The sequence below is a fragment of the Nonomuraea rhizosphaerae genome (genome assembly GCF_019396405.1).
Taxonomy (GTDB): domain Bacteria; phylum Actinomycetota; class Actinomycetes; order Streptosporangiales; family Streptosporangiaceae; genus Nonomuraea; species Nonomuraea rhizosphaerae.
Map to the genome: position 1 here is coordinate 1 of NZ_JAHKRL010000342.1, position 17,148 is coordinate 17,148.

Sequence of the window (17,148 nt, forward strand, 5' to 3'; positions counted from 1 at the left end):
GCCCGTCTTGCCCGCCACCGCGGGCGCGTCCACCGCGCGCCCGGTGGCCGCCTGCTCGGTGGCCACCGTCGGCGCGGCGGCCGCGGGCGACGAGACCCCCACGACCGCGACCAGTACGGCGGATCCAATGAAACCCCCAATATGCATGTCAGACATAGTCGCAGGTGACCAAGGGTGAATATGCCGAAGTCGTGCTTAAGGCGCGAAAACAACGGGCGGAAGCCGGTAAATCCTGCACAGTGAGATATTTCACGGACACCACGCCCGCCCTGCCTGACGGGTCGTTCGTGGCGGGGATCAGGAGACGGGGCCGTCCTGGGGGAGGGGGACGTCCGGGCGAGGCTCGGCGGCCACGGCCTTGCCGGCCCGCCGCCTGCGCCGCCACACGACGAACGCGGCCGCCCCGCCGACGATCACCACGGCCAGCACCCCGGCCGTGACCGGCGACTGCGCTGCGACCTGGAGCCACGCCCACACCAGCGCCGTCAGCCCGAACCACCAGATGGGCGCCCACGTCAGGCAGCCCAGCGCGCTGGCGACCACGTACCACGGGTACGAGACGCGCAGCGCCCCCGCGACCCACGGCAGGGTGTGGCGGAGCATCGGCACCCAGAAGCAGCCGTAGACGGCGAAGGCGCCCCACTTCTCGACGACCTTCTCGACCTTCTCGATCCGCTCGCGTCCCATCCGGACGCCGATGCGCGATTCGTACAGCTTCTCGCCGAGCTTGCGGCCGATCCAGTAGTACGCCTGGAACGCCCCGAACAGGGCGATGATCAGCACGATCCCCAGCCAGAGCGGCCCCACGGCTTCGATGGTGATCGCCAGGGATCGCATCCGCCCTCACCGCCCCGTCCCGTGCTTTAGGTCAGGCTTACCTTAGTTCAAGGTGCAAGTTGTCGCCACACCAGGGTGCAAGCCTCCTGCAAAGGGTGCAACTGGCCGACAAGCAGAGGTCAACCCCCTTCGCTTACACCTGTAGGTGAGGACGAAAGGGTGTTGATCATGGTGAAGCGAAGCACGACGGTACTGGTCTCCGGCACGGCCAGCACGGCCAAGCTGTTCGTGGCGGCCCTCGCCTTCACCGGAGCCTACGTCGGTTTCTCCGCCTACGACACCGCGAACTCCACCCCGCGCCCTGCCCGGACCGTGACCCTGTCGGCCCACGAGCTGCCCATCACCTCCCCGGTCACCGGCGCGGAGACCCAGGCCCCCAAGGCGGGCACGGTCAGCGTCAGCGCCCTGCCCGGCGGGAGCGGCTGCGTCAAGACGTTCGTCGCGCGCAGCGTGGTCGTCAACCCCAAGCCCGGCAGGACCGTCCTGTACGAGTGGCGGCTGGCCCGCTGGAGCGCCGAGAGCCGCAAGTGGCACACGCACCTGGTGGACTTCGACGGGTTCGGCGGGGCCGAGGAGAGCGTGCGGTGGAAGGCCGGCGTCTCGGCCAACCCGGGCTGGTACCGCATCGAGCTGACCGTGAACGGCGGCAAGACGGTCAAGAGCGACCGCTTCCAGGTGAGCTGCTGACCCGAGAGCCCGCCTTCGGCAGTCCCGGCACCGGACGGTTCCGGCGCCGGACGGTTCCGGCGCCGGGAAGTGTCCGTCAGGAGCGGCCGTTCCCGGGGGAGTTGCCGACCGATCGCTGCGCCGCCTCCACCCAGCGCGGCACCCCCACCCGCTGGGCCACCTCCAGCGCCTTCTGGTAGTGGGCGCGCGAGGCGTCCGGCTGCCCCAGCCGCACCGCCAGGTCGCCCAGTGTCAGCGCCACCGGCCACAGCGCGACCACGCCGGTCCCGGCCCCGGCGATGCGGTCGGCGAACGGCTTGAGCTTGTCGTAGCAGTCGACCATCCGCTCCCGGTCGTCGAGCAGCATCCCGGCCAGCGCCCGCCACGTCATGACCAGCTCGTACAGGAAGTCGGGCCGCACGGGCGGGCGGGTGGCGGCCACGGCCTTGGCGTCGGCCAGGTGGCCGGCGGAGGCGAGCGCCAGCGCGTACGCGTCGAGCGTCCACTTGGCCCCCCGCTGGTGCGCGTCGGCCAGCGGCTCGACCATCTCGGCGGCCCGCCCGTCGACCAGGTGCAGGCAGAACGCGGTGATCAGCGGCAGGTCCTGGCGGCCCTCCAGCATGCCGGCCCGCGCGGTCATCCTGGCCGCGTCGCGGTAGGCCCGCTCGGCGCCCTGGTAGTCGCCCGCGATCATCATCCGCTGGCCCTTGTACCAGGCGCAGACGGCGGCGGGGGCCGACAGGTCGTACTGCCTGGCGAGCTGGTCGGCGGCGGCCGCGTGCTCGTCGGAGACGGCGAACTCGCCGCGCGCCGCCGCGCATTCGAGCAGCACCAGGTGGGCCAGCGCCTGCGTGGCCATCTGCCCGGAGCGCTGAGCGACCTCCAGCAGCTCGCGGCCGATGCTCTCGCGGGTGTCGACCGCGGGGATGTCGTAGGACTGCCGCAGCCGCCCGCTGAGCGCCGCCGCGAGCAGCGTGGGGTCGCCGCTCTGCCGGGCCAGCTCCAGCGCCTCCAGCGACGCCTGACGGCCGCGCTCGGGCGAGGAGGAGCCCTCCAGCTCCAGGGCGAGCGTGGTGAGCAGGCTCGCGCGCAGCACCGACTCGCCCTCGGGCAGCTCCATCAACGCCTTCTCGGTGACGTCGACGATCTCCCAGGCGGTGCGGGTGAAGTCGCGCGCCATGCCCTTGTGCGGCACGGCCAGCGACGCCGCGACCCGCGCGGTGATCTCCAGGTCGCCCAGGGGCAGCGCGGCGTCCATCGCCTCGCGGCGCAGCCGCCTGGCCGCGTGCATGTCGCCGCACAGGGCCAGGGCCCTGATCTGGCGGAGCATGAGCTGCAGGCGCTGCTTGGTCTCGCCGCCCGTGCGGTCGAAGGCGGCGATGGCCTGCTCCCACAGCGTGGCCGCCTCGCGGTGGGCGAACCTGCGCTCGGCCTGCTCGGCGGCCAGCCCCAGGTAGTGGACGGCCTTCTCGGCGGCGTCGGCCTGGAAGTAGTGGTGTGCCAGCGCCGCCACGTCGGACGGCGTGCGCCGTTCGATCACCGCCGCGACGGCGGCGTGCAGCCGGGTGCGGCGCAGCCGCGAGGCGTCGGAGTAGATGGTGTCGCGCACCAGGTCGTGGTCGAACCGCAGCAGCCCCGGCCCCGGCTCGGTCACCAGCCCGGCCAGCAGCGCCGCCTCGACGGCCTCCACCACGGCGTCCTCGTCGCCGGCCACGTCGACCAGCACGTCGACGTCGACGTCGCGGCCGATCACCGCCGCCTGGAGCAGGATCTGCTGCGCCCCGGCGGGCAGCCGTGAGATGCGCCGCCGCAGCACGTCGCGGACCCCGGAGGGCACCTGCGACAGCACCTCGGCCGCGCTGGCCTGGTCGCCGGCCGCCTCGGAGTCGAGCAGGCGGACGGTCTCGCGGACGAAGAACGGATTGCCGCCCGTGCGCTCCACGATCGACTCGACCGCCTCGGGGTCGATCTCGCGTACGCAGGTGGCCCGGACCAGCTCGCCCACGGCCTTCGGGTCGAGGCCGGACAGCCCCACCCGGACGGGGCCGAGCCTGGCCAGCGCGGCGAGCACGTCGGACTGACGGTCGTCGAGCTCGCTCTCCCGGCAGGTGACCACCAGCAGCACCCGGCTGGTGGCCAGCAGGCTCGGCAACGCGCGCAGCAGGGCGAGGGTCTGGTCGTCGGCCCAGTGGAGGTCTTCCAGGGTGAGCAGCACGGGGGCGCGGCGCGCCACCCCGGCCAGGTAGCCGCCGACCGCGCGGTGCAGCCGGAAGCCGCCGGACACCTCGTCGTCGTCGGGATCGGGGTCGGCGTCGTCGAGCAGCGGCGCCAGGAGCTGGGCGTACTCGCCCGCGCCGGTCATGCCGACCAGCGTGCGCAGGATCTCCACCCACGCCCAGCCGGGCGGGGTGGCGCTGGAGTCGGGGCAGGCGCCGGAGGAGGTGATCCAGCCGTCGGCGCTCAGCTTGCCCTCCAGCTGGCGCAGCAGCGTGGTCTTGCCCGCGCCGGCGACGCCGGCGACGATCGCGACCTGGAACCTGCCGGTGCGGGCCGCGGCCGTGGTGAGCCTGGCCAGCTCGGCGTCACGGCCGACGAACGGCTCGGGCTCCAGCGGCGGCGGCTCGACCGGGGTCGCGGGCCTGGGCGGCCAGGTGTCGGTGGGCGCCGGGGCCGGCCTGGACGGGCGCGCGGGCACCGTCAGCTCCAGCTCGGGCGCCTGCGCCAGGATGTCGGACTCCAGCTTGCGCAGCGCGGGCCCGGGGTCGATGCCGAGCTCGTCGGCCAGGATGCCCCTGGCCCGGCGCAGCGCCGCCAGCGCGTCGCCCTGCCGGCCGCAGCGGTAGAGGCCGAGGCCGAGCAGCCGCCAGCCCTCCTCGCGCAGCGGATGCTCGGTGGTGAGCGCCTCCAGGTCGGGCACGGTCTCGGCGTGCATGCCGAGGCGCAGCCCCGTGTCGGCGTGCCGCTCGCGCGCCACCAGGCGCAGCTCGGTCAGCCTGTTGACCTCCGCCTCGGCCCACTGCTGGTCGGCGAAGTCGGAGTAGGGGGTGCCCCGCCAGAGGCCGAGCGCCTTTTCCAGCCGGCCGCGCGCCGACTGCGGGTCGCCCTCTTCGAGGTGCTCGCCCGCCGCCCTGACCAGTTGCTCGAACCTGAGCGCGTCGACCTGGTCGGGCGCCACCCGCAGCGCGTAGCCGGAGGCGACGGTCACCAGCAGCCGGTTGGGCCCGCCGCGCGGGCGGCCTGGCTCCAGCACCCGCCGCAATCGGGAGATGTAAACCTGGAGCCCCGACTGGGCTCCCTTGGCCGTGTCGTCATCCCACAAGTCGTAAAGGAGCGTGTCAACCGGCACGACCTGACCTCTGGCCACGAGAAGTCGGGCGAGGACGGCCCGCTGCCGCAACCCGCCGAGGTCGAGTTCGTCGTCGTGTTCGTACGCCTCGACTGGCCCCAGAACTCGGAACGCCACCATGTCAGCCGCCACGCTATGCGGGCTTCCGAATCACGCACAAGGTCTTTGTTCTGTTTGGGATGGTCACTGGGGGGCCTTCGAGATCGTGGACGGAGGTTCGGCTGCGGTGTCCCTGCCGTTGCGCCTGCGCAGAAGCGCCCATGCGCCCAGCGCGAGTCCGCCGAACGGGATCTCGATAGTGTAAGTCCAGAAGCCGAAAAGCAGTGCGGTCGCCGTCGCCGCGGGAGCCGCGACGCCGAAGGCGGTCAGCAGGACCACCACCCCGCCCTCCATGATCCCCGCCCCCGACGGCGTCACGAGTGCGCTGGTGAGCACCCGCGACAGGGCGAAGACGGCGATCGACTGGGCCAGCCCCGGGTAGGCGCCGGTGGCCTGCATGCAGGCGACCATGATCCCCCATTGGAAGCCCAGGAAGAACACCATGCCCAGCGACAGCCCCGGCCAGCGTGACCTGACGACCTCGGCGGTGTCCTTGCGCAGCTTGTGCAGCGCCTCGGAGGCGTGGACCTTCAGGCGCAGCACCCGTACGACGGCGTCCAGGCCCCTGCCCAGCAGGTCGGCGGCCCGGTCCCAGTAGAGGGCGGCGGCCACGACGACGCACAGGACCAGGATCGAGACCGCGCCCACCCAGCCCGCGTTGGCCACCGTGGCGTTGGGCGCCTCGCCCGCCATCAGCAGCGCGATGATCCCGACGGCGGGCAGGATGAACCTGAACAACGTGTTCCAGATGCCGCTGACCAGCGTCATCACCACGATCGAGCGGTTGGCGAAGCCCCAGCCCCTGGTCATCGCGAACGTCAGCGCCACCCCGGCCGCCCCGCCGAAGGGCAGCAGGTTGCTCACCGCGCTGCCGGCCGCGTTGAGGGTGAGGGCCTGCAGATTGTTCAGCCCCGGCAGCGAGTTGGTCAGCACGAACGTGTAGGCCAGCAGGCTCAGCAGCCACAGGGCGGTCATCAGCGCGATCGAGCCGGCGCCGAGCGTGCCGAAGACCGCGCCGATCTCCCGCCAGGAGACCGGTTTGCCGGTCAGCGCGTGGACGATCTGCGGCAGGTAGACGACGAGCGCCACCGCCAGCGCGAGCGACAGCGCGGACAGCGTGATCTGGAGCCATCTGTTCTTCATCGGGGTACAGTCTGCCGGTCGGAGGGGTGCGCCGAATCATACCCAGGGTTCATTCCGGCCATTGGTCCAGGGGATGACTCAGGCGGGTGCCGGGCGGGAGATCACGCCGTACGTACCACTCCGTGCCGAAGACGAGCCGGTAGAGCGGGCCGGGCACCTTGAGCATGACGGCCAGGGTGCGGTCGGTGTCACCGCCGGTGGCCTGGGAGGCGTGCGCGGCCATGGACGCCCGCTTCTGTTTCGTGTATTTCCGGACATTCACCCGGTGGGTGATGGTCTCGCTCGCCGAGTACGCGCTCTCGAACGTCCGCACGTCGAACTCCGGCGGGAACCGGTAGACCTTCCCCGCCAGCTTCAGCAGCCTGACCAGCGGATCGCGGTTGACCGTCGCCTCCAGCACGACCGGCGTCCCGGCGATCTCCGCGGCCCGCCGCCCCACCCGGTGCACCTTGACGTGGTCGGGGTGGCCGTAGCCGCCCGCCGGGTCGTAGATCGACAGCAGGTCGGCCTTCTCCTCCTCCAGGACGGCGGCCAGCCGGGAGGCGGCCTTCTCGGAGTCGGCGTCGATGAAGGCGTCGTCGGGCCGCTCGTCGGCGATGCCGCCCTGAGGGCTCAGGCCGGAGTCGCCGTAGCCGAGGCACTCGACGCGGGCGCAGCCGAGCAGCGCGGCCGACTGGTACAGCTCCTTGAGCCGGGTCTCGCGCAGCTCGTCGCCCGGCCCCATCTCGGCCAGGCCGCGCTCGCCGGCGGTCGCCACCACGAGGACCACACGGTGCCCCTCGGCCGCGAGCATCGCCATCGTGCCTGCCGTCAGCAGGGCCTCGTCGTCGGGATGGGCGTGGAAGAAGACAGCGGTACGTGGAGGCACAACGCCCAGATTAGTCTGGGAGGGGTGCGGATCTTTCACGTGAGTGACTGTTACCTGCCGCGGCTCGGAGGGATCGAGGTCCAGGTCGCCGACCTCGTACGGACGCAGCGAGAGGCCGGCCACGAGGTCGAGGTGGCCACCGCGACCAGGGGCGAGAGGCTGCCCGGTGTGCACCGGATCGTGGCGCGGATGCCGTTCGACCTGCCGGTGCACCCGTTCGGAGTGGGACATCTCACTCGGCGGCTGACCTCGTCGCGGCCCGAGGTGGTGCACGTCCACATGGGGGCGGTCTCGCCGTTCGCGTGGATGGGGGTGCGGGCCGCGCGCCGGGCCGGGCTGCCGTGCGTGGTGACCGTGCACAGCATGTGGGATCCCGTCACGCGCGGCGTCTACCGGTTGCTGCGGCTGGCGTACGGCTGGCAGCACTGGGGGCTGGTGGCCACCACGGTCAGCAACGCGGCGGCGGTCCCGATCCGCTCGGTGGCCGGGCCTGACGTGCCGGTCCACGTGGTGTCCAACGGGCTGGACCTGTCAGGCTGGCGGCTGTTCGCCAGGGAGACCGACAGCCCCGAGAAGCGGGCCGAGCCGCGGGACGAGGTGCACGTCGTCGCCGTGGGCAGGCTGGCGCCGCGCAAGCAGCCGGTGCGGCTGCTCAGGCTGCTGCGCATGGCCCGGTCGCGGGTTCCCGCCAGTGTGCCGATGCGGGCCACGGTGATCGGCGACGGGCCCGCCCGCGCCCAGATGGAGCGCTACCTGGCCAGGCACGGGATGTCCGACTGGGTCTCGCTGCCGGGCCGCTACACGCGTGAGCAGATCGCCAAGGTGCTGGAGTCCGCCGACGTGTTCGTGGCGCCCGCGCCGCGCGAGTCGTTCGGCATCGCCGCGCTGGAGGCCCGCGCGGCCGGGCTGCCGGTGGTTGCGCGGGCCCAGAGCGGCGTGGCCGACTTCGTCAGCAACGGTACGGAGGGCCTGCTCGGCCGCAGTCTCGACGATCTGGCCGCGGCCGTGGCCCGCCTGGCGACGGACTCCGGGCTGCGGCGGCGGATCATCGCGCACAACCGGGAGGTGCCGCCGGCGGCGGGCTCCTGGCCGACTGTGCTGGAGGGGTTCGACCGGGCCTACGGGCAGGCCGTCACCTGAGGTACATTGTTACCATGGTAACAGTGGAACGGGCCCAGACCGGGCTGCGCGTCGAGCGGAACCTGCTCAAGGTGCTCAAGGGCCTGGCCGAGTATCTGGACATGTCCCTGGGCGACCTGGTGGAGGGCATCGCCCTGCACGCCTTCGAGGGCAAGGCGCCCTTCACCCCCGAGACGCTGGCCAAGATCGAGCAGCTCAAGGCCGTCTACGGGCTCACGCTGACCGCGTCCGACGCGCACCGGCTGGTGGAGAAGTGAGCGGGGTCCGGCGCCGGCTCAGCGGCCGGGTCGCGGTGCCGCTGCCGCCGCAGGAGGCGTTCACGCTGTTCACGCCGCGCGGCGAGGAGGCGTGGGTGGCGGGCTGGCGGCCCCGCTTCCCGGCCGGTGCGCGGGACGACAGCGAGCCGGGGACCGTGTTCGAGACCGGCGCCCACGACGAGCGCACCACCTGGGTCGTCCTCGGCCGTGAGCGCGGCAGGAGCGTGTCGTACGCGCGGGTGACGCCCGGCTCGCGGGCCGGGACCGTCACTGTGGTCCTGGACGAGGGGCCGCGCGGCGACGACGCCGAGGACACCAACGGCGAGGTCACCAACGTTGGGGACGCCCACGCTGAGGACACCTACGCCGGGATCACCCACGCCGGGATCACCTACGCCAAGGTCACCTACGACCTCACCGCGCTCTCGCCGGAGGGCGAGCGGGAGCTGCGCCGCTTCGCCGACGGCTACCCGGCCTTCCTGGAGTCCTGGGAGCGCGAGATCGCCGATCACGTGCGGCGCAGCACCACGTAGCCGTCGCGGTCGAACACCTTGGTGTAGCCCTCCTCGGCCACCAGCCTGTCCACCTGGGCCCGCTGGTCGTCGGCCGAGCCGAACGGGAACTGCCAGCGCGCCGTGTCGGCCACCACCCACGGCGCGCCGCGCGGCTCACCGCTCCACAGCAGGACGGTGGTGCGGGAGGTGAGCGCGGGCCCGAGCGAGTTGGACGCCTCCACGATCACCCCCGACGGGACCGTGGCGAGGGCCGCCGACGCGGAGGTGGCCGAGATGCCCTCCGGCTTGTAGAAGCTCGGATGGTAGACCTGGTCCAGCGCGAAGCGGGGCACCAGCGTGAGCGCGACCGCGAGCGTCCCCGCCGACCAGGCCAGCCTCAGCGCGCGGTCGTCCGGGCGGTCGAGCCGGCGCAGCAGCCTGGCCAGCCCGTCCACGCCCGCCAGGAACAGGATCACCACCGTGAACGCGCTGTACTGGAAGTCCGCCCGCCACCACAGCTCACGGTCCGACAGCATGCGTTCCAGCACGTGCGGCAGCGCCACCAGCGACAGCGGCGACATCAGGCACAGCAGCAGCGTCGGCCAGACCAGCAGGAACAGCGTGTCCACCTTGGTCTCGTCGCTGAAGGGCAGCAGCAGCGCCGCCAGCGGGTCGCGCAGGATGCCCAGGATCGCGTCCGGCGCGTCCGCGCCAAGGTGCCGGTAGGCCCAGAAGTCCTCGGTCGAGCCGCCGAGCATGGGGATCAGCGCCCAGCGGGTGATCGTGACCCCGCCGATCCCGATCGCCGCGCAGCACAGGCCGCGCAGGCGGTCCCCGATGACGAAGAGGTAGAGGCCGAACCCGATCACCATGAGCCCCATGTCCTCCTTGACCAGGAGGAGCGCCCCCATCGCCAGGAAGGCGGGCAGGTGCCGGTCGGCGTGGTAGCGCTCGATCATGATCGAGGTGAGCAGAGGGACGAACATCACCTCGTGCACGTCGAACGCGATCGCCTGCGCGACGGGCCACGACAGGGCGTAGGCCAGGGAGAGCAGGTAGGCCGGGCGGGTGCCGAGCACGCGCCGGGTGAACAGCCAGATGAACGGGATCGCCGCCGCGAACAGCACCGCCTGCGCGACGACCAGTGTCTCGGGCCCGTCGTGGATCCAGTACAGCGGCGCCAGCACCGCCCAGATGGGCGAGAAGTGGTCGGCGATCTGGACGTAGTCGAGCCCCCGGCCGTGGAAGACGCCGACGAGCGGCACGTACGGAGGCCGGAAATGGGCGTAATTACGTACGGCCTGGTCAAACACCACCATGTCAAACGTTGTCGCTCGATAGGTGATGAGTTTGACCAGGCCGATCACGGCGTACACATTGGCGGAAGCCAGGACGATCAGCCCGACGCGCAGCCGATTGGGCGTGACCTTGACCTTCAACCGCGAGGCCGGCCGCAATGCCGACCGGAATCCTGCCAGCGCTTCCCCCGTCACGGGCAGCAAGGGTAGACCGATTTCACCAGAGATGTGCCGGCCGCCGCGCCGCTCTGCCCCCCGCAGGCGGGGCGGCGACCGTCGTTCGTCAGCCGCAGGCCTTCTGGATCTTCGTCTGGACGTCGGTGATCTTCGACAGGCTCTCCGTCGCGCCGGACATGTCCTTGGTGTTGATGCTCTCGAAGATGCCGGCGAGGTCGTTGAGCGCGCCGGCGAGGTCGCCGTCGTACTTGGCGGCGAGCGTCTTGAGCTTGCCGGCCGTCTCCTGGCTGGCCTTGTCGATCGCCTTGGGATCGGCCGCGGCGCTGCTCATGGAGGTGGTGAACTCCTGAGTGATCTTCGTGACCTCGTTGCCGACCTGGTTGCAGTCGACGGCATTGCCGATGGCACCACAGGCGGTGGTGAGGCCGGCAAGGGTAAGCGTCGCGATCGCGATGGCGATGCGCCGACGAGGGGAAGTCATGTTCATGCCCTTCGTTTGTGTGGGAACGAAGCGACATTATGGGCGCGTCCTTGATGGGCGGTTGCACCTCACTAGCACCATGGGTATCAAGTCGTTGTAAAGCCGTGGAGCAGCGCCCGGACGATCTCGGCGGGCTCGGGAAGAGGGAGCCCGAGCAGCCCGCGATAGGTCACCAGCCCCGGCAGCAGGTCCGTGAGCAGCCACAGGTCGGCGTCGGCCGGCAGCTCGCCGCGCTCGATCGCGCGCTCGTAGACCACCCAGGACCGCTCCATCCGGTTCCGCATGCCGGTGCGGATGATCTCGGCCACCGCCGGGTCGCGGCCCGCCTCGCCGTACAGGTGCTTGGCCAGCCGTGAGACGTCGGGGTCGCGCCACAGCGCGAGCGTGTCGCCGGCCACCACGAGCAGGTCCCCCTCCAGCGATCCGGTGTCGGGGATGGCGACGTGCGCCTCCATGAAGCCGGACAGCGTCTCCAGGAGCATGTCGCGCTTGGTGGCGTACCGCCGGAACACGCTGGCCCTGCCCACGCCGGCCGCCGCGGCCACGTCGTCCATGGTGAAGTCGAACCCCCGGGAGAGCACCAGGTCGGTGGCCGCCTTCCGGATGCGGAGGCCCACGGTCGGGTCTGGCTTGCGGCCACGCATTTATGATACTCCTAGTATCCGATATTGGGAGTCTCATATGAGAGTAGTCGTCATCGGCGCGGGAGTCGCGGGACTCGCCCTGGCGCGCGGCCTGATCGGCGCCGGTCACCGGGCCGAGGTGTACGAGGAGGCGCCCGAGCCGCGCACGGCCGGCGGCTCCGTGTCGCTGTGGCCGGGCAGCACGGCGATCCTGGGCGAGCTGAAGGCCGAGCCCGCCGCACGGGGCGTGGGCCGGCGCCTGGAGACGCTGGAGTCCTGGGCGAGCGACGGCCGCCGGCTGCTCACCATCGATCTCACGGCGGCCGAGCGGCGTTACGGGCACCCCTGCGTGCACGTCTCGCGCGCCGAGCTGGTCGAGGGGCTCGCCGACGGGGTGCCCGTCACCTACGGCGCCCCGGCCGTCCACGTCGATCCCGGCCGCGCGCTCGTACGGCTGGCCGACGGCCGCGAGGTGCGCGGTGACGTGCTCGTCGGCGCCGACGGCCGCCGCTCGGTCGTGCGCCGGGCGCTGCGGGGCGGCGACCCGGCGAAGCTGAGCGGCTGGGTGACCTGGCAGGGCTTCACGGCCACCCCCACCGAGCTCACCGGGGACGGGCGCGCGGTGATGATCGCCGGACGGGAGGGACTGTGCGGGCTGATCCCGGCGGGTCGGGGGCGGCTGCTGTGGTGGTTCGACGTGCGGTCGGGGCCCGGCCGGCCGCTCTGGGCCGACGACCCCGACCCGGTGGCGCGGCTGCGGGAGCGGTTCGGCGGCTGGACGGCCGGCCCGCTGCCGGGCGTGCTCGGCGATCTCGGCGAGCCCGACTTCTTCCCCCACCACAGCCAGTCCGTGCCCGCGCTGTGGGGCGAGGGGCCGACCACGCTGGCGGGCGACTCCGCGCACACCATGCCGCCGACCATGGCCCAGGGCGCCAACCAGGCACTGGAGGACGCGTGGCTGCTGACCAGGTCGCTCGGCGATCTGCGCGGGTACGAGCGGGCCCGCGCCAAGGTGGTGCGCCGGCCCGCGCGGCTGGCCGCCACGGAGGCCACGAACATGCAGCGCCCCATCGCCGGGCTGCTCCCCGACCGGCTGGTGACCAGGTTCTACACGTGGTTCCTGCGCCGGGCCAGCAACTACCTCTTGACAGCCCCGTAAGGCGACCAGACGATGTCGCATATAGAGCAACTCGGTGCGTAATGCGCAACAAGAGGTGGCCTTTGTCGAGCCTGATCTCCACGCTGCCCGGCCGCTCCTACACCGACCCCGAGGTCTTCGCCGAGGAACAGGCCAAGATCTTCGAGAGCCTCTGGTTCTGCGCCGTCAGGTCCGACGAGATCGCCCGGCCCGGCGCGTTCAGGACCGTCCAGGTGGGACGGGAGAGCGTGATCGTGGTGCGCGGCCGTGACGGCGCCCTGCGGGCCTTCCTCAACGTGTGCCGGCACCGCGGCGCGCGCCTGTGCGTGGAGGAGGCGGGCGAGGTCAGGCGCACGATCAGATGCTCCTACCACGCCTGGTCGTACGATCTGGACGGCCGCCTGGCCGCCGCCCCGAACCTGGTCAAGATGCCCGACATCGACCGCGTCGAGTACGGGCTCATCCCGGTCGGCCTGCGCGAGTGGCTCGGCTACGCCTGGGTGTGCCTGGCCGCCGAGCCGCCCTCGTTCGAGGAGAACGTGACCGGCGCGGCCACCGAGCGCCTCGGCGACCCGGCCGCGATCGAGCACTACCACGTCGACAAGCTCGCGCTCGGCCGCCGCATCGTCTACGACGTCAAGGCCAACTGGAAGCTCATCGTCGAGAACTTCATGGAGTGCTACCACTGCGCCACCATCCACCCGGAGCTGACGGCCGTGCTGCCCGAGTTCGCCGGAGGGTACGCGGCGCAGTACTACGTGGGGCACGGGGCGGAGTTCGCCGAGCGGGTCGAGGGGTTCACCGTCGACGGCAGCCCCGGTTTCGGCCGGCTGCCCGACGTGTCGGACGAGCAGGACCGGCGCTACTACGCGATCACCGTCAAGCCGCAGGTCTTCGTCAACCTGGTGCCCGACCACGTGATCTTCCACCGGATGGTGCCGCTGGCCGCCGACCGGACGATCGTGGAGTGCGACTGGCTCTACCATCCGGACGTGGTCGCCTCAGGGGCCGATCTGTCGCACTCGATCGAGCTGTTCCACCGGGTCAACGAGCAGGACTTCGACGCCTGCGAGCGGACCCAGCCGGGCATGTCGTCACGCGCGTACCGGGCGGGCGGGGTGCTGGTGCCCAGCGAGCACCACATCGCGGCCTTCCATCAATGGGTGAACCAGCGCTTGCGCGGGTAGCGGATCGTCAGCCCGCCGTACTTCGACTCGCCGCTCACCACGACGTACACCGATCCGGGCCGGGCGCGCCCCGACACGTCGCACGTCACGGAGCCGTAGCCGGGACGGAAGCGGTTCACGTCGGCCGCGCCTCCCTCGGGCAGCACGATCTTGGCCGAGCCGTACTTCAGGTCCAGGTGGATCTCCACCACCTCATGGGGGATGACGGCCTCCGACAGGTCCAGCTCGACGCTGCCGTACTTGGACTCGACGCCCAGCCGCCTCGGGACCGACCAGTCTCCCGAGCGCTTGATGTGACCGTTCTTCGACTCCAGGTTGACGACGTCCTCGGCCGGGGGCGTGTCTGCCGGCAGATCCTCGATCAGGCCCGCCAGATCGCCGTACGTCCGGGCGGTGAGCGCCAGCTCCAGCCGGTCCTCCAGCTCTAGCTGGGTCAGACGGCCCTCGGTGAACGCCTGCTGGAGCCTGCGCGCGCTACGCTCGCGATCCTCGTCCGAGACACGCATTTGCAAATCCGACATGTCCCGAGCATAGGTTCGGTTGTGTCAGAACGGGAGGCGTCGTCCTGAGGGTGTACGCAGATCGAGGGGGAGCGGCCGCTGCGGGGGCTTCGACGGCCGGACGATCTGGAGTCTCTTCATAGTCGATGCTTACCCACCTGATTGCCGTGAAGTCCTCAACGCGAGGTAGCGTGATGACCGATGGCGGTCGAAACGTTCGCGCACCCGGCCCTCTTCTACCGAGGCGACCGGGAGTACGTGGCTGCTACCACGGCTTTCGTCCGCGGCGGCCTGGAGGCGGGCGACCCCGTGGCGGTCGCGGTCCCGCCGAAAAATCTTGCCAGGATCAGGGAAAGTCTTGAGCGCGACGCGCAAGAGGTGTTTTTCCTCGACATGACCATCGCCGGGCGCAACCCCGGACGGGTCATCCCGGCCGTGCTGCGCGAGTTCGCCGACCGCCACCCCGACGCCCACGTGCGGATCATCGGCGAGCCGATCTGGCTGGACCGCACCGCGATGGAGTACCCGGCCGCGGCCCAGCACGAGGCGCTGATCAACTTCGCGTTCACCGGGCGCCTGGCGACGATCCTGTGCCCGTACGACCTCGGCGTCATCGATCCAGAGATCATCCGCGAGGCCGAGCTGACCCACCCTGTGCTGCGCTACGCGAGCGGCGAGCGGGCCAGCGGCGGCTACGCCCCGCAGACGGTCGTCGACGGGCACAACCAGCCGCTGGCCGAGCCCGCCGACTTCGTCTCGCTCCGGTTCGACCACACCAACCTGGCCGCCGCCCGCGGGCTGGCCGCCAAGTGGGCCGCCGACCACGGGTTCTGCAGCGCCAAGCTCGACGACATCCGGCTGACGGTCGCCGAGCTGAGCGCCAACAGCCTCGACCACGGGGGCGGCTCGGGGCTGTTCAGGATCTGGGTCGAGGGGCGCCGGCTGGTCTGCGAGATCAGCGACGCCGGCCACATCACCGACCCGCTGGCCGGGCGCCGGCCGGTCGATCCGCGGGTCGCAGGCTCGCGCGGGCTGCTGATCGTCAACCTGCTCAGCGACCTGGTCCGGGTGCACACGCGCGAGGGGTGCACCGTGGTCAGGACCTACTTCGACCTGCCCGGCAGCTCCTAGCCCGGTTCACGACTCGATTCCCGACCCCGTCATGCTCGCGTAGCGCTCGCCGCGCACCGCGCCGGGCGGCACGGCGCGCTCCAGCTCGGCGAGCTGCTCGGCGGGCAGCCCGATCGAGGCGGAGGCGACGTTCTCCTCCAGGTACTTCAGCCGCTTGGTGCCCGGGATGGGCACGATGTCCTCGCCCTGCGCCAGCAGCCAGGCCAGCGAGAGCTGCGCGCCGGTGATCCCGGCCTCCTGGGCGATCCGCAGGACCTCGGCGGTGAGCTTCGCGTTGTGCTCGGCGTTCTCGCCCACGTTCCGCGGGAAGTGCTTGCGGAAGTCGTCGTCGGGCAGCTCGTCGGCGGCCGGGATCGTGCCGGTCAGGAAACCGCGGCTGATCGGCGAGTACGCCACCAGCGCGATGCCCAGCTCGCGGGCCGCCGGCAGGATCTCCCGCTCGATGTCCCTGCTGAACAGCGAGTACTCGCTCTGCAGCGCGGCGATCTTGTGCGTGGCGTCCGCCGCGCGCAGCGTCCGCGCGTTCACCTCCGACAGGCCCAGGTGCCTGACCTTGCCCTGCTGGACGAGCTCGCCCATGGCGCCGACCGACTCCTCGACGGGGACGTCGGGGTTGCGGCGGTGCATGTAGTAGAGGTCGATGTGCTCCACGCCGAGGCGCTGCAGGGAGGCGTCGCAGGCCGCCCTGATGTACTCGGGGGAGTTCTCGATGCTGCGGGTGTCCCCCTCCCGCTTGACGCCGAACTTGGTGGCCAGCACGACGTCGTCGCGGCGGTCCTTGATGGCCCGGCCGACCAGCTCCTCGTTGTGGCCGCGGCCGTACATGTCGGCCGTGTCCAGAAAATTCATACCAAGCTCAATGGCGCGGTGAATGACGGAAATGGACTCCTGCTCGTCGCCCTGACCGTAGAACTCGGACATGCCCATGCAGCCCAGGCCCAAGGCCGACACCTCGGGGCCGCCGGTGCCGAGTACACGCTTGTTCATGCTCGTCCCCCATAAGTTGCGATCTTGTGGTCGAGGACCTGAAGGTCCTCCGTCAGCTCGGCGATCCTGGCCCGGACCCGCTCGCGATGCCGCTCCAGCAGCGCCTGCCGCTCCGCGAAGGTGTGCTCGCCCATGCGCCGCAGCTCCGCGTACCGGCACATGTCCGCGATCGGCATGCCGGTGCTTCGCAGCTTGGTGAGGAAGGCCAGCCACCGGATGTCCGTCTCCACGTAGTCACGATGGCCGCTGCCGTCGCGCCCCACGGAGTGGATGAGTCCTATACGCTCGTAGTAACGCAGCGTGTGCGCGCTCAGTCCAGACCGCCGCGCGGCTTCCTGGATCGTCATGGCTACAGGCTCTCCCTTGGAGTGCGCTCTAAGTCAAATCGGGTACAGCTGACCGTACCTACCCTGAGGAGGGCACCCCCACCCAGGGATGACTCGGCGCAGGTCAGCGACCCCTCTCCCTGAGGTGCCACGACCAAGGTATTAAGGGGCCGATCAGGGCTTCTTCGGGCCGATCTCCGATACTCCGCGAGCCCGCGTTCCACGACCTTTGAGGCATGAAGGCATTGCTTGTCAGTGGAATCGCGGCCATCGGCACCGGAACCGGCGCCATGCTCACCTTGCACGCCGAAGCGGGGCTCGACCCGTTGCACAGCGTGATCAGCGAGTACGCCTTCCAGCCCGCCGGCTGGCTGCTGCCGACCGCGCTGACGCTGTTCGCGGCCGGCTCGGCGCTGATCGCCGAGGCGCTGCGCCGGGCGGGCGCGAACC

At 71.3% G+C, this 17,148-nt stretch carries 18 protein-coding genes; 8 read left to right on the forward strand and 10 right to left on the reverse strand.

The window, feature by feature from the left end; translation table 11 throughout:
• Positions 1-297 precede the first annotated feature (297 nt).
• Positions 298-837, reverse strand: coding sequence for a DedA family protein (locus KME77_RS17140; protein WP_219468392.1), 540 nt, complete (start codon positions 835-837; stop codon positions 298-300).
• Between the two features lie 168 nt (positions 838-1,005).
• Between KME77_RS17140 and KME77_RS17145 the strand changes: the two genes are divergently transcribed.
• The gene (locus KME77_RS17145; RefSeq protein ID WP_219468395.1) at positions 1,006-1,524 is read left to right on the forward strand and encodes a hypothetical protein; all 519 of its coding nucleotides are present in this window, start codon (positions 1,006-1,008) and stop codon (positions 1,522-1,524) included.
• A gap of 76 nt (positions 1,525-1,600) precedes the next feature.
• Here KME77_RS17145 and KME77_RS17150 read toward each other — a convergent pair whose 3' ends face one another.
• The 3 genes from KME77_RS17150 to KME77_RS17160 all read right to left on the reverse strand — a co-directional run bounded on the left by KME77_RS17150 (position 1,601) and on the right by KME77_RS17160 (position 6,959).
• Positions 1,601-4,969 carry an ATP-binding protein gene (locus tag KME77_RS17150; protein WP_219468399.1) on the reverse strand — a complete coding sequence of 1,123 codons (3,369 nt, stop codon included), beginning with the start codon at positions 4,967-4,969 and terminating at the stop codon, positions 1,601-1,603.
• 63 nt (positions 4,970-5,032) lie between these two features.
• On the reverse strand, positions 5,033-6,091 hold the full coding sequence (locus KME77_RS17155) for a lysylphosphatidylglycerol synthase transmembrane domain-containing protein (protein WP_219468401.1): 1,059 nt from the start codon (positions 6,089-6,091) through the stop codon (positions 5,033-5,035).
• A gap of 49 nt (positions 6,092-6,140) precedes the next feature.
• Positions 6,141-6,959: a PIG-L deacetylase family protein gene (locus KME77_RS17160; RefSeq protein ID WP_219468404.1), complete on the reverse strand. Its 819-nt coding sequence runs from the start codon at positions 6,957-6,959 to the stop codon at positions 6,141-6,143.
• Positions 6,960-6,998: 39 nt separating this feature from the next.
• Between KME77_RS17160 and KME77_RS17165 the strand changes: the two genes are divergently transcribed.
• Genes KME77_RS17165 through KME77_RS17175 form a run of 3 tightly spaced genes read left to right on the forward strand, consistent with a single transcriptional unit; the run spans position 6,999 to position 8,889 of the window.
• The gene (locus KME77_RS17165) at positions 6,999-8,099 is read left to right on the forward strand and encodes a glycosyltransferase (protein WP_308250735.1); all 1,101 of its coding nucleotides are present in this window, start codon (positions 6,999-7,001) and stop codon (positions 8,097-8,099) included.
• A gap of 14 nt (positions 8,100-8,113) precedes the next feature.
• Complete coding sequence (locus KME77_RS17170; RefSeq protein ID WP_219468409.1) at positions 8,114-8,356, forward strand: hypothetical protein; 243 nt, start codon at positions 8,114-8,116, stop codon at positions 8,354-8,356.
• A complete protein-coding gene (locus KME77_RS17175) occupies positions 8,353-8,889 on the forward strand; it encodes a hypothetical protein (protein ID WP_219468411.1) in 537 nt (178 codons plus the stop codon). Before KME77_RS17170 ends, KME77_RS17175 begins: the two co-directional genes overlap by 4 nt.
• Here KME77_RS17175 and KME77_RS17180 read toward each other — a convergent pair.
• From KME77_RS17180 to KME77_RS17190, 3 genes are all read right to left on the reverse strand, one after another.
• Entirely contained in the window at positions 8,865-10,343 is a 1,479-nt protein-coding gene (locus KME77_RS17180; protein WP_308250736.1) for a DUF2079 domain-containing protein, read from the reverse strand. The genes KME77_RS17175 and KME77_RS17180 overlap by 25 nt on opposite strands.
• 88 nt (positions 10,344-10,431) lie before the next feature.
• Positions 10,432-10,806, reverse strand: coding sequence for a DUF8711 family protein (locus KME77_RS17185; RefSeq protein WP_219468413.1), 375 nt, complete (start codon positions 10,804-10,806; stop codon positions 10,432-10,434).
• 86 nt (positions 10,807-10,892) lie between these two features.
• Positions 10,893-11,450: a TetR-like C-terminal domain-containing protein gene (locus tag KME77_RS17190; protein ID WP_219468419.1), complete on the reverse strand. Its 558-nt coding sequence runs from the start codon at positions 11,448-11,450 to the stop codon at positions 10,893-10,895.
• 37 nt (positions 11,451-11,487) lie between these two features.
• Here KME77_RS17190 and KME77_RS17195 point away from each other — a divergent pair, with 37 nt between their 5' ends.
• Both KME77_RS17195 and KME77_RS17200 read left to right on the forward strand, forming a co-directional pair.
• Positions 11,488-12,588 carry an FAD-dependent oxidoreductase gene (locus KME77_RS17195; protein ID WP_219468421.1) on the forward strand — a complete coding sequence of 367 codons (1,101 nt, stop codon included), beginning with the start codon at positions 11,488-11,490 and terminating at the stop codon, positions 12,586-12,588.
• Positions 12,589-12,629: 41 nt separating this feature from the next.
• Complete coding sequence (locus tag KME77_RS17200; protein ID WP_219468424.1) at positions 12,630-13,754, forward strand: aromatic ring-hydroxylating oxygenase subunit alpha; 1,125 nt, start codon at positions 12,630-12,632, stop codon at positions 13,752-13,754.
• Here KME77_RS17200 and KME77_RS17205 read toward each other — a convergent pair.
• Positions 13,724-14,275, reverse strand: a complete 552-nt coding sequence (locus tag KME77_RS17205; protein WP_246609961.1) for a DUF1707 SHOCT-like domain-containing protein — start codon at positions 14,273-14,275, stop codon at positions 13,724-13,726. The two genes, KME77_RS17200 and KME77_RS17205, sit on opposite strands and share 31 nt — an antisense overlap.
• Positions 14,276-14,455: 180 nt before the next feature.
• On the opposite strand from KME77_RS17205, the gene KME77_RS17210 reads away from it, so the two are divergent.
• Positions 14,456-15,385, forward strand: a complete 930-nt coding sequence (locus tag KME77_RS17210; protein WP_219468427.1) for an anti-sigma factor RsbA family regulatory protein — start codon at positions 14,456-14,458, stop codon at positions 15,383-15,385.
• Positions 15,386-15,391: 6 nt separating this feature from the next.
• On the opposite strand, the gene KME77_RS17215 is transcribed toward KME77_RS17210, so the two are convergent.
• Positions 15,392-16,372 carry an aldo/keto reductase gene (locus KME77_RS17215; RefSeq protein WP_219468432.1) on the reverse strand — a complete coding sequence of 327 codons (981 nt, stop codon included), beginning with the start codon at positions 16,370-16,372 and terminating at the stop codon, positions 15,392-15,394.
• On the reverse strand, positions 16,369-16,719 hold the full coding sequence (locus KME77_RS17220; protein WP_219468434.1) for a MerR family transcriptional regulator: 351 nt from the start codon (positions 16,717-16,719) through the stop codon (positions 16,369-16,371). The genes KME77_RS17215 and KME77_RS17220 overlap by 4 nt, the downstream gene beginning before the upstream one ends.
• A gap of 215 nt (positions 16,720-16,934) precedes the next feature.
• On the opposite strand from KME77_RS17220, the gene KME77_RS17225 reads away from it, so the two are divergent.
• Positions 16,935-17,148, forward strand: a 214-nt coding sequence (locus tag KME77_RS17225; RefSeq protein WP_219468437.1) for a hypothetical protein, incomplete at its 3' end; no start/stop codon positions are given.